12 protein-coding genes are annotated in these 12,808 nt (G+C 69.2%); 6 read left to right on the top strand and 6 right to left on the bottom strand.

The features are described 5' to 3' along the window. Positions 1 to 348: 348 nt before the first annotated feature. The 4 genes from IBL26_RS16405 to IBL26_RS16390 form a co-directional block, all read right to left on the bottom strand. Positions 349 to 1,323: an esterase-like activity of phytase family protein gene (locus IBL26_RS16405; RefSeq protein ID WP_187785587.1), complete on the bottom strand. Its 975-nt coding sequence runs from the start codon at positions 1,321 to 1,323 to the stop codon at positions 349 to 351. Between the two features lie 98 nt (positions 1,324 to 1,421). Continuing rightward, positions 1,422 to 3,290: a cobaltochelatase subunit CobT gene (gene cobT / locus IBL26_RS16400; protein WP_187785586.1), complete on the bottom strand. Its 1,869-nt coding sequence runs from the start codon at positions 3,288 to 3,290 to the stop codon at positions 1,422 to 1,424. Between the two features lie 70 nt (positions 3,291 to 3,360). Next, a complete protein-coding gene (gene cobS, locus IBL26_RS16395) occupies positions 3,361 to 4,368 on the bottom strand; it encodes a cobaltochelatase subunit CobS (RefSeq protein WP_187785585.1) in 1,008 nt (335 codons plus the stop codon). 43 nt (positions 4,369 to 4,411) lie between these two features. Next, positions 4,412 to 4,951 carry a J domain-containing protein gene (locus IBL26_RS16390; protein ID WP_367615449.1) on the bottom strand — a complete coding sequence of 180 codons (540 nt, stop codon included), beginning with the start codon at positions 4,949 to 4,951 and terminating at the stop codon, positions 4,412 to 4,414. A gap of 176 nt (positions 4,952 to 5,127) precedes the next feature. On the opposite strand from IBL26_RS16390, the gene IBL26_RS16385 reads away from it, so the two are divergent. Then, complete coding sequence (locus IBL26_RS16385) at positions 5,128 to 5,421, top strand: BolA family protein (protein ID WP_187785583.1); 294 nt, start codon at positions 5,128 to 5,130, stop codon at positions 5,419 to 5,421. Next, positions 5,411 to 7,102 carry a tetratricopeptide repeat protein gene (locus IBL26_RS26130; RefSeq protein ID WP_187785582.1) on the top strand — a complete coding sequence of 564 codons (1,692 nt, stop codon included), beginning with the start codon at positions 5,411 to 5,413 and terminating at the stop codon, positions 7,100 to 7,102. Before IBL26_RS16385 ends, IBL26_RS26130 begins: the two co-directional genes overlap by 11 nt. A 461-nt stretch (positions 7,103 to 7,563) precedes the next feature. Here IBL26_RS26130 and aroB read toward each other — a convergent pair whose 3' ends face one another. Further along, positions 7,564 to 9,240, bottom strand: a complete 1,677-nt coding sequence (gene aroB, locus IBL26_RS16375) for a 3-dehydroquinate synthase (protein ID WP_241749460.1) — start codon at positions 9,238 to 9,240, stop codon at positions 7,564 to 7,566. Between the two features lie 303 nt (positions 9,241 to 9,543). Here aroB and IBL26_RS16370 point away from each other — a divergent pair, with 303 nt between their 5' ends. The 3 genes from IBL26_RS16370 to IBL26_RS16360 all read left to right on the top strand — a co-directional run bounded on the left by IBL26_RS16370 (position 9,544) and on the right by IBL26_RS16360 (position 11,650). After that, a complete protein-coding gene (locus IBL26_RS16370) occupies positions 9,544 to 9,690 on the top strand; it encodes a hypothetical protein (protein ID WP_187785580.1) in 147 nt (48 codons plus the stop codon). A gap of 15 nt (positions 9,691 to 9,705) precedes the next feature. Further along, positions 9,706 to 10,611, top strand: coding sequence for a site-specific tyrosine recombinase XerD (locus IBL26_RS16365; protein ID WP_187785579.1), 906 nt, complete (start codon positions 9,706 to 9,708; stop codon positions 10,609 to 10,611). A gap of 82 nt (positions 10,612 to 10,693) precedes the next feature. Continuing rightward, on the top strand, positions 10,694 to 11,650 hold the full coding sequence (locus IBL26_RS16360) for an acetyl-CoA carboxylase carboxyltransferase subunit alpha (protein ID WP_187785578.1): 957 nt from the start codon (positions 10,694 to 10,696) through the stop codon (positions 11,648 to 11,650). A 153-nt stretch (positions 11,651 to 11,803) separates the two neighbouring features. On the opposite strand, the gene IBL26_RS16355 is transcribed toward IBL26_RS16360, so the two are convergent. Continuing rightward, complete coding sequence (locus IBL26_RS16355) at positions 11,804 to 12,007, bottom strand: hypothetical protein (protein WP_187785577.1); 204 nt, start codon at positions 12,005 to 12,007, stop codon at positions 11,804 to 11,806. A 420-nt stretch (positions 12,008 to 12,427) separates the two neighbouring features. Here IBL26_RS16355 and IBL26_RS16350 point away from each other — a divergent pair, with 420 nt between their 5' ends. Next, complete coding sequence (locus IBL26_RS16350) at positions 12,428 to 12,643, top strand: DUF378 domain-containing protein (protein WP_187785576.1); 216 nt, start codon at positions 12,428 to 12,430, stop codon at positions 12,641 to 12,643. Positions 12,644 to 12,808: the final 165 nt, after the last annotated feature.

Below are 12,808 nucleotides of genomic sequence, written 5' to 3'. Positions count from 1 at the left end.
AATGAATTCCCCTGAAACCCCATCTTTTTTCTGTCAGTTGGCGGTGAGCTTCGGACGGGTCGGCGGAGCCATTTAAATATCCTGGACCACCCTGGCTGAGCCGTCGGCCTTCCACAGAGGCCCAGCTCTAGAAGCTGTTATGGGCCCGCGCGTAAGAATTTGATTTCAAGCATTTTTATCCCGCCGATGCACCCATAATGCTGAATGAAGTCATTGGCTTATGGGTGATCTGTAACAGCGACTAGCCACATAAGGCTAACATCCCCACAGCGTCGCCCAAAAAGACTCGCAGAAAAAAAGAAGGGGTCCGGGGAATTCCTTCCCCGGCCTTTAGCCCCGGCGAAACGCTCATCCGCCCGAGCGGAAGGCAAACAGCAGCAGCAGCCCCTTCTGCAGGAACAGCTCGTTGTCATCGGTCAGCAGGGCCACAAGTTGCCGCCCACGCCAGGGGAAGGTGCTCACCCCTTCCCAGTTCTCGCGCGGCAGCTCGATGGCCTCCAGCAGCGTCTCAGGCTCCAGGATGGCACCGGGGCGGGGGCTGGCCAGGGCGGCGGCGGGCAGCCGCTTCAGCCGGCCGCTGAAGCCGGGGTCCCAGATGTTGAAGCGCCGTTCCATCACCAGCGCGCCACCATCCGGCAGCGGCGTGGCATCGGTCGGCACGAAGCCGTGGGAGACGCGGTAGGAGATGGGGACCCAGGCGCCGGGATGGCCGACCCAGCCGCGCAGCAGGTCGTCGCCATCCTGCTTCAGCCCCTCGCTGATCGCCAGAAAGCGGCCATCGGTGAGCACCGCCAGGCTCTCCAGCCCCGCATTCAGCGGCATGTCCCGCAACCCGGACGGGGAGGGCGCCGGGCGGCCCCAGCCGGCCGGGTCGTCATAGGCGCGGATGCGGTGCCAGCGCTCGAAGCCAACCAGCCAGGTGCCGTCCGGCATCCGCGCCAGAGACTCGGCATCGTTGGCCACCTTGCCGGGCAAGCCGAAGACCAGCCCGTCCGACAGCCCGCCGGTGCGCACCGCCTCCAGCGCCCGTGGGCCACCCGCATCGTCCAGCACCAGCCGGGCCTGTAGCCAGTAGCCAAGGTCGCTGACCGAAGTCAGCGTCAGCTCCGCATCGATATGCAGGCCGGAGAGGCCGCCGAAGCCAATGGCGGCGCGGTTGAGCAGCAGCCCGCCCAGGGACACCAGGGGCGAGGAAGCCGGCAGCGCCAGCGGCGGCAGGGGGGTGGCGGGTGGCTCGGCCGGGCCGCCGACAGCGGGTAGCAGCAGGCCGCCCAGGACGGTCAGCAGGTCCCGCCGCCGGGGGCCGTCCAGGCGCTTGAGCAAGGGCGGGGTGGGCTCGCCGTGGCCGGCGCCACCGGGAGGCATCACCCCGGGGCCGTGGTCCGCGCCGCCGAGGGGCGGCGCGGAAGGTGGCGGGCGGGTCAGATGAGTGCGGGCGCGCGCTCGGCCGCGGCACGCTGGAAGGCGGCGGCCGCGTCCTCGTCGAACAGTTCGGCCAGCTTCTTCATCATGGTGCCACCCAGCTCCTCGGCATCCACGATCGTCACGGCACGGCGGTAGTAGCGCGTCACGTCATGGCCGATGCCGATGGCGATCAGCTCGACGATGTTGCGGCCCTCGATATCGTGGATGACCTTGCGCAGGTGCCGCTCCAGGTAATTGCCCGGGTTCACCGACAGCGTGCTGTCATCGACGGGCGCGCCATCGCTGACCACCATCAGGATGCGGCGCTTTTCCGGCCGTGCCAGCAGGCGGCGGTAGGACCAGTCCAGCGCCTCGCCGTCGATGTTTTCCTTCAGCAGCCCCTCGCGCAGCATCAGGCCGAGGTTCTTGCGGGCCCGGCGCCAGGGCGCGTCGGCGGATTTATAGACGACGTGGCGTAGGTCGTTCAGGCGGCCCGGGTTGCGGGGCTTGCCCTCCTGCACCCAGCGCTCGCGCGACTGGCCGCCCTTCCAGGCGCGGGTGGTGAAGCCCAGGATCTCCACCTTCACCGAGCACCGCTCCAGCGTGCGGGCGAGAATATCGCAGCACATGGCGGCCACCGAGATCGGCCGGCCGCGCATGGAACCGGAATTGTCAATCAGCAGCGTGACGACGGTATCGCGGAAATCCGCCTCCCGCTCCCGCTTGTAGGAGAGGGAGAGCATCGGGTTGATGACGATGCGCGCGAGCCGCGCGGCATCGAGCATGCCCTCCTCCAGGTCGAACTCCCAGGCGCGCTGCTGCTGCGCCAGCAGGCGGCGCTGCAGCCGGTTGGCGAGCTTAGAGACGACGCCCTGCAGATGGCTGAGCTGCTGGTCCAGCTGCTGGCGCAGCCGTGCCAGTTCCTCGGCATCGCAGAGGTCGGCGGCGTCCACTTCCTCGTCGAACTGTTTGGTGAAGGCGCGGTAGATGGAGGCATCGTCGGAGGGCGCGACATCCTTGCGCTGCTGTGGCCCACCCGGGCGGTCCTCGCCCTCGGCTGCGACGCCTTCCTCTTCCTCGGATTCACCCTCTTCCTCGGACGCCTCGCCCTGCATCGACTCGGGCTGGGCGCCAAGGGTGGATTCGCTTTCCTGCGACTCGCTCTCGCCCTCGGTGGAGCTGTCCTGCTGCGGGCTGGACTCGCCGCCATCCTCGCCCTCGGATTCCTCCTCGGACTCCGCTTCCACCTCGGCCTCGGCGAGATCGAGCGCGGTCAGCAACTTGCGGGCGGCGCGGGCGAACTCGGCCTGGCTGTCGCGCGCGGCGGCCATCTCGGCCAGGGCGGTGTCGGCCTTCTCGCCCAGCGTGTCCCGCCACAGATCCAGCACGCGTTGGGCGGCTGCGGGTGCCGGGTGGCCGGAAAGGCGTTCGCGCGCCAGCAGGGACAGCGCCGCCGGCAGCGGCAACTGGTCCTTGCGGGTCATGCGGTCGTAGCCCTCGGCCTCGCAGGTCTCGGCGAGGCGGGCATCCAGGTTGGCGGCGACGCCGGGCATGAACTGGCTGCCGACGACTTCCACCCGCGCCTGCTCCAGCGCGTCGAAGACCTCCTTGGCCTCCCGACGCTGGGGGGTGCGGGCGGCGTGGGCGGCCTCGTCATGGTGGCGCAGGCGCAGCGCAATGGCATCGGCGGCGCCGCGCAGCCGCGCCATCTCGGCGGGGGGTAGGGAACGGGTGGGTAGCGGCAGACGCGCCCGCTTGCCGGCCAGGCCGGACGGGCCGGGCTGGTAGGCCACCTGGACCTCGGCATTGCGGGCAATGGCGCGGAGTGCGCCCGCCGTCGCGCGCTTGAATTCTTCCTGGCGCGTCTGGTCCTTGGTGCCGCTCATCACTCTCTACTCCCGCCGCCGCAACGAAACCTTGGCCGGGAGGGGGCGTCTCCCCCTCCCGGCATACCGGTCAGCCCTTCTTGACGAGCAGGCCGGTCGGGATCTCCTCGTTGAAGCAGCGCTGGTAGTACTCGGCCACCGTGGAACGCTCGGCCTCGTCGCACTTGTTCAGGAAGGTCAGGCGGAAGGCGAAGCCGACATCGCCGAAGATGCGGGTGTTCTCCGCCCAGGTGATGACGGTGCGGGGCGACATGACGGTGGAGATGTCACCGGCGATAAAGCCCGCGCGGGTCAGGTCGGCCAGGGCCACCATCGCCTCGATACGCTTCTTGCCGGCCACGTCGTCGGCCTTGATGCCCAGCTTGGCGGCGACGATGCTGCTCTCCTGCGCGTGCGGCAGGTAGTTCAGCGTCGCCACGATGTTCCAGCGGTCCATCTGGCCCTGGTTGATCTGCTGCGTGCCGTGATAGAGGCCGGTGGTGTCGCCCAGGCCCACGGTGTTCGCCGTGGCGAACAGGCGGAAGGCCGGGTGCGGGCGGATCACCTTGTTCTGGTCCAGCAGCGTCAGCTTGCCCTCGACCTCCAGCACGCGCTGGATGACGAACATCACGTCCGGGCGGCCGGCGTCATACTCGTCGAACACCATGGCGCAGGGGTGCTGCAGCGCCCAGGGCAGGATGCCTTCGCGGAACTCCGTGACCTGCTTGCCGTCCTTCAGGACGATGGCGTCCTTGCCGATCAGGTCGATACGGCTGATGTGGCTGTCCAGGTTGACGCGGATGCAGGGCCAGTTGAGGCGCGAGGCTACCTGCTCGATATGCGTGGACTTGCCGGTGCCGTGGTAGCCCTGGACCATGACGCGCCGGTTGAAGGCGAAGCCGGCCAGGATCGCCAGCGTGGTCTCGCGGTCGAACTGGTAGGTCGGGTCCTTCTCAGGCACATGCTCCGTGGTCACCGAGAAGGCGGGGACCTCCAGGTCGCTGTCGATACCGAAGACCTCGCGCACCTTCACCGTGATGTCCGGCATGTTGATCGCGGCGGTGCTGCGGGGTTCGGAAAGGGTGGCGACCTTGCTCATCGGGCTTTGCTCTCGGATCTTCGTGTCGCGTGTGGGGCGGCGGTCAGGCTGCCCTACTGGAAGCCGCCGCGGCGGCCGTCGGGTCGGCGGCGGAGTCATCCGCGCGCGGGGTAGCCAGCCGTTTCTTCAGCAGGCTGTAGGCACGATTAATGTCCTTCAGCTTCTCTTCGGAGGAGCGGTCTCCCCCGTTCGCGTCGGGATGATAGCGCTTCGCCAGCTCCTTGTACCGGGCCCGCAGCGCGGTGTCTTCCAACGGCCAGCCGAGGCCGAGCATGTCCAGCGCCGCGCGCAGCTCCGGCGGCGCTTCCTTGGCGCTTTTGCGCGGGGTCGGCGGGGCTTGGCCGAACAGGCCGAGCGGGTCCCGGAAGATCTCCGGGTTCAGCTTGTTGGCACCGCCGAGGCGGCCCAGCGGCCAGGTCGGCCGCTGCCAGCCGGAGTCGCTGCGGAGATTGGTCTCAATCTCGTCGGACGACATGCCCTTGTAGTAGTCCCATGCCTGATTGTAGGCGCGGACATGCTCCAGGCAAAAATGATAGTAGTCGCGCAGGCGGGAACGGTCCCGCGGTGCACGGAATTCACCCACAGCCTCGCAACCGGGGGCGTCGCAGCGCGGCCCGGTGGGTGGGGATTTGTCGGATCTGAGACGTTCGCCGCGTCGGGCCATTTGACGTCTTATGATCGCGGATGCATGTCCCCGCAAGGCGGCAGATGCCGCAGCTTTCGCTTGGCAACCCCCCGGTGCCGTGGAAAAGAGCGCCCATGACGATCCGCGCCGACCGTATCCTTACTGTTCTTACCCAAACCTTCTCACCTGCCGAGATTGATGTTCAGGATGACAGCCATCAGCATGCCGGCCATGCCGGCGCCCGGCCTGGTGGCCAGACGCACTATACGGTCCGCATCGTGACGCCTGCCTTCGAGGGCCTGTCCCGCGTCGCCCGCTCCCGCGCCGTGCACGCGGCGCTGGAGCCCGAGTTCGGCGCTGGGCTGCATGCCCTTTCCCTGCGCCTGCTGACGCCGGCCGAGGCCGGGAAACCTGCCCGTGGCGCCTGAGCCCGCGTTGCCGGAGGAACCGCCGGCCCCACGCATCCTGTACGAGGATGCGGAGATCTTGGTCATCCACCGGCCCGCGCCGGCGGGGGTGGCCATGGCGCTGCCGCCCTTCACCCTCGTCACTTTCGCTGAACTGACCTTCCGCCCCGACGGCCATGCCGTGTGGGGTCAGGAGCCGGCCGCACGCCTCGGCCTGCCCGTCATCGGCTTCGTCGCGAAGCGGGAGAACTGGTTCCCCGCCGCCGCCGTCCAGCGTGCCGCGCCCGCGGTGCGCGCGGCACTGGGGGGCACGCAGGCGCTGGCCTATGGCTACAGCATGGGTGGCTACGCCGCGCTGAAATACGCCCGGCTGCTGGGTATCACCCGCGTCCTCTCGGTCTGCCCCCAGGCCTCGATCGATCCGGTGGATGTGCCGACCGACAAGCGCTTCCACAAATTCTTCGAACGTGGCCTGCACGCCAACATGCGCCCCTCGGCGGACGAGGCGCCGGAATTCGCCGTCATGCTGGCCGACCCCTACATGGAGGACGACCGCGTCAACGCCACGCTGCTGGCGGCGCCGGAACTCGGCATCCACTGGCTGCGCACGCCCTTCGTCGGCCATGCCTCGATCTGGCTGCTGGCGGAGACCGAGTTCCTGCAGAAGGTGATGGGGATGGTGCTGGCGGCCGACATGGCCGCGCTGTCCCATTCCATGCGGGACCGGCGCCACCACAGCCCGCAATGGTTCTTCCGCGTCGGCGTCAACGCCTTCATCCGCGGCCGCTACCACCTGGCCGCCCGGCTATGGGACCGCGCCGAGCAGATCGGCCTGCACCGCAGCACCCGTGAGCACGAGGTGATGCACATCCTCAGCGGCACCATCAGCCGCATGGTCAGCAAGGGCCGTAAGGGCGAGGCGCACCGCATGGTGCTCCACCTGACCGAGGTGCACGGCAACGACGCGGTGGTGCTGGCACAGATCGGCCACATCCTGATCGGGATGGGCGAGGGCGACATGGCGGAGGAGCCCTTCCGCGCCTCCCTGGCGCTGCGGAAGGACATTCAGCACGTCTACCAGGGCCTCAGCCTGGTGCTGGGTGGCAAGGGCAAGCGGGACGAGGCGCTGGCGATTGCCGAGCAGGGCATCCGCGAGGCGCCCGGCGATGCCGCCCTGCATATCCACCTGGGCTTCATGCTGCTGAACTTCGCCCGGCTGGAGGATGCCGAGACCCAGTTCAACATCGTGCTCAGCCAGATGCCGGATCATGTCGGCGCGCTGATCGGCAAGAGCCACGTGCTCGGCGCCTATGGCCGGCAGGCCGATGCGGTGGAACTGGTGAAGCAGACGCTGCCGCTGGCGCCCCACGATGCCGGCAACCGCACCTGGCTGGGCCAATTGCTGCTGGTACTGGGCCAGCCCGCCGAAGCGGAGGAGCACTTCCGCATCGCGGTGGAGCACGCGCCAGGCAACGGCGCCGCCCATATCGGCCTCGCCCGGTCGCTGGAGCGCACCGGCCGGCTGGACGAAGCGCGCCACGTGGCCGCCGATGCCGCCGCCGCTCTGCCGCACGATGCCCGCGTGCAGGCCATCCATCGCCGCATGGGCCCGCCGGCCGAGCCCCGGCCGGTGGAGGTGGAGCCAGTAGACCAGCGTTCCGGCCTGCGCCGCTTCCTCTCGGCGTTCTTCAGCCGGGAATAGGTCGATACCGGGCTCAGGCGGGAAGGGAAGGAGGAAGGTCAGGGGAAGGAATTCCCCTGAAACCCCATCTTTTTTCTGTCAGCTGGCGTCGTGCTGCAAGGCCGGAAGGTAGAGCCACGCGGCACATCGCGGGCCCAGCCGTCCGTCGCCAAAACCCATAAGAGACTGTTTCAAGACCCTGCCGGGTCGGCCCTGGCGGTCCCTTTCCATGCCAGAAGTCTCCGCGCCGGCGCGAAACAGCCCGACCGCGCTTTCAGCCAGCAGACTTCTGAAACAGCCTTTTAACCCTCAACGCGACCCCGCCCCGGGTTAAAAAAGCCTGACGTTTCCAGCCACGCCGCAAAAACGTGCAGGAAAAAGATGGGGTCCGGGGAATTCCTTCCCCGGTCTTCCTGCTTCACACGCCCTGCCGATCGGCCCTCAGTGCCCGCAGGGGAGGGTAGCCCCCCCCGGCGCCGCCATCAGCCGGTGCAGCCCTCTTCCCGCAGCAGCGCCTCGACTGTCGCGGCCGGTACGTCGCCGGCGGTGAAGACATCGCCGGGCGCGCGCAGCAGCACGAAGCGCAGACCGCCGTCCCGTGCCTTCTTATCCTTCCGCATCCGTCCCATCAGTGCTTCCACCGTGAAGCCGCGCGGCAGGTCCCGGATGCGTGCAGGCAGGCCGACAGAGGCCATGTGCGCCTCCACCCGCGCCGCCAACGCCGCGTCGCAATAGCCCAGGCGGGCGGAGAGGCGGGCGGCGAGGCCGAGGCCGATGGCGACACCTTCTCCATGCAGCAGCGTGCCGTCATAGCCACACTCGGCCTCGATCGCGTGGCCGAAGGTGTGGCCCAGGTTCAGCAGGGCGCGGCCGCCCTCGGCGCTTTCCTCCCGCTCATCGGCGGCGACGACGCCGGCCTTCAGGCGGCAGCTCTCCAGCACCGCGTGGCGCAGGGCGGCGGCGTCGCCGGCCACGGCGCGGGCCCCGAAGCCCTCGCACCATTCCCACATCGCACCGTGCAGCAGGCCGTGCTTGGCCACCTCGGCATAGCCGGCGCGGAGCTCCCGTACCGGCAGGGTGGAGAGCACGCCGGTATCGGCCAGCACCATGCGCGGCTGGTGGAAGGCACCGGCCAGGTTCTTGCCTGCCTTCAGGTTGATGCCGGTCTTGCCGCCGACCGAACTGTCCACCTGCGCCAGCAGCGTGGTGGGGATCTGGATGAAGGGCAGGCCGCGCAGGGCAGTGGCGGCCGCGAAGCCCGCCAAGTCGCCCACCACGCCGCCGCCCAGCGCCACCACCGTGGTCTGCCGGTCGACGCCCGCTTCCATCAGCGCCTCCAGCACCGTGGCAAGGCTGGCGACGCTCTTGCTGGCCTCGCCGGCCGGCACGGTCACGGTGGCGCGGATCTCGATACCCGCCGATTCCAGCCCGGCGCGCAGCGTGCCGAGATGCAGCGGGCCGACACTGGCATCGGTGACGATGGCCACGCGCTTCGCCGCCAGCACGGGCGCGATCAACGCCCCGGCGCGGGAGACCAGCCCGGCGCCGACCAGGATGTCGTAGCCACGATCGCCCAGCTGCACCGGCAGGCGGGCCGGCGGGCCCCAGCTGCCGACGGCGGCGGCCACCTTGTCCGTGGTGGTCTCGGGGCCTTCGTCGTCCAGGCAGTCGATCACGATATCGGCCTCGGCATAGATCGGGTGGCGGGCGGTCATCAGGCGGGTCAGCACCTCGACCGGGTCGGCATTCAGGAACATCGGCCGGGTGGCACGGCCGGAGACGCGGCGCAGCAGGGTCTGCATGCTGGCGCGCAGCCAGATGGCGGCGGCTCCGTTGGCCTTCACCGCCGCGCGGGTCTCGGGGTCGTTGAAGGCGCCACCGCCGGTGGCCAGCACCACGGGCGGCCCTTCCAGGATGCGGCCGATGACGCGGCGCTCGCCCTCGCGGAAATGCGCCTCCCCATAGCGGGCGAAGATCTCGGTGATGGGCTGCCCGGCCGCGGCCTCGATCTCGCTGTCCGCATCCTTGAACGGCAGGCCGAGGCGCTGGGCCAGCCGGCGGCCGACCGAGGTCTTGCCAGCCCCCGGCATGCCCACCAGCACCACCGTGAAGGCCCGCCCGGCGGTAAAGCCCTCACCCGGGGAAGCGGGCATGGTCATGGGCGCCGCCGCCATCGGGGCGGTGGGCGCGGGCGCCGGAGAAACGGCAGGCGGAACGATGGCAAAGCCGAGGTTGCGTGACACAAGGGCGGACGGTAGCACAGCGCGGTCCCGGCGCGTAGCGCTGGAAGCTACAGCCCGACTGCGCATCCCGCCCCCGATTCCGGCGCGATGGGCAGGCCACCTTAGGCGTCCCGCGCAGCATCCTTCCGCGCGGTGCGCAATGAACGTCCCGCTGCGCGGTGCGCAGCCAACCCCATCCGCGTGGCGCCGCCGCCCGCGCGCGAGGATCATCCGGCCGCCATGTTCCGACGCCCCCTGCTTCTCCTCGTCCTGGTCCTGCTGCTCGCGCTCGTGGGCGGCCTGCTCGTCATCGGCGCCTTCCCGCCGCCGGCCACGCAGCAGCCGGTGGAGCGCACCCTGCCCAACGAGCGCTTCACCACGCGCTGAGGCGGGGCGCTTCCGTTGGACCGCCATCTGGAAGCCTTCCTGGAAATGCTGGCGGCCGAGCGTGGCGCCGCCCGCAACACCCTGGCCGCCTATGAAGCCGACCTGAACGACTTCGCCGGCTTCGCGAAGCGGCGGGGCGGTGGCGTGGCATTGAGCGCCGCGGGGCCGGAGCTGCTGCGCCGCTACATCGCCGGGCTGACCGACCAGGGGCTCTCCCCCCGCACCGCCGCCCGCCGGCTATCCGCGCTGCGGCAGTTCCACCGCTTCCTGGTGCGCGAGGGCGTGCGCGCCGACGACCCGACCGAGCTGCTGGACAGCCCCCGCCTGCCCGCGCCGCTGCCCAAGGCGCTGCGGCGGGAGGAGGTGGTGACGCTGCTGGATGCCGCCGCCACCCTGCCGGGCAAGCGCGGCCCGGTGGCCCTGGCGGCGCTGGAGCTGCTGTACTGCTCCGGCCTGCGGGCCAGCGAGCTGGTCGGCCTGCCCGTCACCGCCCTCTCGGCCGAGGCGCCGCTGGTGATGGTGAAGGGCAAGGGGGGCAAGGAGCGCCTGGTGCCGATCTCGGCCCGCGCCCGCGCCGCCGCGCTGGGGCTGCAGGACCCGAAGAAGCCCTCCAAGTGGCTGTTCCCCTCCCATGCGGCCACCGGGCACCTGACGCGGCAGGGGCTGTCCCTGCTGGTGACGCAGGCGGCGCTGGCGGCGGGGCTGGAGCCGGCGCGGGTCAGCCCGCATGTGCTGCGGCATTCCTTTGCCACCCACCTGCTGGAAGGTGGCGCCGATTTGCGCAGCCTGCAGATGCTGCTGGGCCATTCCGACATCGCCACCGTGCAGATCTACACCCGGGTGCTGGAGGAGCGGCTGAAGGCGCTGGTGGAGGAGCACCACCCGCTGGCCCGGCCGGCGGAAGCGGCACCTCTGGCCTGACGGGCTGGCATTCATCCGCCGGGTGCGGTAGGGCAGGCGCCTCCCGCCCGGCTATCGCGGCATCGCACAAGACGGAATCGAGATGCGTCACTTCCTGGACTTCGAAAAGCCCCTGGCCGAGCTGGAAGGCAAGATCGAGGAGTTGCGGCGGACCACCGATGCCGGTGGCATCGACGTGGCCGAGGAAGTGGGCAACCTGCAGGCCAAGGCGGACAAGCTGCTGGCCAGCACCTACGCCAAGCTGACGCCGTGGCAGAAGGCCCAGGTGGCCCGCCACCCGGACCGGCCCAAGTGCCTGACCTACGTGAACGCGCTGATCGAGGAATTCACCCCGCTGGCCGGGGACCGCGCCTTTGGCGACGACGCCGCCGTCATCGGCGGCATGGGGCGCTTCCGCGGCCATTCCGTGATGGTGTTGGGGACCGAGAAGGGCTCGGACACCGAAAGCCGGGTGAAGCACAATTTCGGCATGGCCAAGCCGGAAGGCTACCGCAAGGCGCGCCGGCTGATCGAGCTGGCCGGGCGCTTCGGCCTGCCCATCCTCTCCTTCGTCGATACATCCGGCGCCTTTCCGGGCATCGAGGCCGAGGCGCGCGGCCAGGCAGAGGCCATTGCCCGCTCCATCGAGGCCGGGTTGGACGCGCCGGTGCCCTTCGTCGCCACCATCATCGGTGAGGGCGGCTCGGGCGGCGCCATCGCGCTGGCGGCGGCGGACCGGGTGTTGATGCTGGAGCATTCGATCTATTCGGTGATCAGCCCGGAAGGCTGCGCCAGCATCCTGTGGCGTGACGCCGCCCAGGCCAGCACGGCGGCCGATGCGCTGAAGCTGACGGCGCAGGACCTCTCCCGCCTCGCGCTGATCGACAGCGTGGTGGCGGAACCGCTGGGCGGTGCGCACCGGGATACCGACGCGACGGTGAAGGCGGTGGCGGACAAGGTCTGGTCCAGCCTGGAGCCGCTGCTGGAGCAGGATGCCGGCACGCTGCGGGCGCGCCGGCGGGAGAAGTTCCTGGAAATGGGCCGCCACGGCGTCGTCTGAGCGGCTTCCCGCCCGCGAGGGGCGTGATCGCCTGAGGAGGATTTCACCGGAAGGCGCGAGGCGCGTGGCCTCAGAGAAGGCCTGGAGCGTGTTCTGTGAACAGATCACGCTCCACGCTTCAGGTGCGGTTCAGGCGGGAATGGTCGGCGGGCTTCAGGCGTCGGTGCGGGCGGGGGCCTTTTCGCACCTGAGACTCAGCATCACCTTACCATTCGAGGTCAGCTCCAGCACATCGCCCTGGTCAAGCCGGGGAACGGCGGAAGCGACTTCGGTCATCGCGTCCTCATAGGCGTCGAAGATATGGCGCTCGCCGCGCAGGGCGCCGTTGCGGCTCGTCCATCTCAGCTGGCAATGCATCGGTCCTACCTGTTCCGACGGGGGGGGAAGATGACGCTATCATGGCAGGCGATCGCGAAGGAAATATTTCGATAGCGCTCAGGTCATGAAAAGCGCGGCGATAAAAGCCACGCTCCTGGCTGCTAAGTTCCGCGGCGCTTCACAGCCTCTTTGCCAGAATGGCCGTGCCAGCTTCGCCATCGGGCCAAGTCATGCTTGGGACAGATGGGAAACGATGCCCGCGCCCGGTTCCTGAAATGATGTGATCCGGGCGGGGAAACCCTGAGAGACTTGCGCGTTGCGGGGTTATTCTGTCGCATCCGGGCGACACTGCGGATCAGTATTGCCGCATGTTTCGATTAATTTGGAACTCGATGGCCCAGCGCGGGTTCAGCCACTATCCAGCGCCTGCTGGCCCACTCATTCCGAGAGAAGCTCGCCATGAAGGCCATCAATATCATCACACTGATTCTGCTGATCGTCGGCGGACTGAACTGGGGGCTCGTCGGCCTCTTCCAGTTCGACCTGGTCGCCGCCCTGTTCGGGGCCGGCAGCGGCCTGTCGCGCCTCGTCTACGTCCTGGTCGGCCTGTCTGCCCTGTGGCAGTTGGTGCCGCTGAGCCGCGCGATGTCGGGCGACACCCACGTCCACCGCTAGAGCGTGATGGCTTGAGGCGGGATCACCGAAGAGCCTGAATTACGCGGCCCAACAGAGGCCTGGAGCGTGGTGCGTGAACGAATGTGAGCGCATCATGCTTGAAGGAATTTTCGCCGCCAGGCGCGGGGCAAAGATCCTGAAATTGCGGGGAGCATCGGCTGGTAC

The sequence above is a fragment of the Teichococcus aerophilus genome (genome assembly GCF_014490485.1).
In the GTDB taxonomy this organism is placed as follows: Bacteria; Pseudomonadota; Alphaproteobacteria; order Acetobacterales; family Acetobacteraceae; genus Pseudoroseomonas; species Pseudoroseomonas aerophila.
Note: the sequence above shows the minus strand (reverse complement) of the source record. Positions and strands in the feature narration are given on the sequence as shown.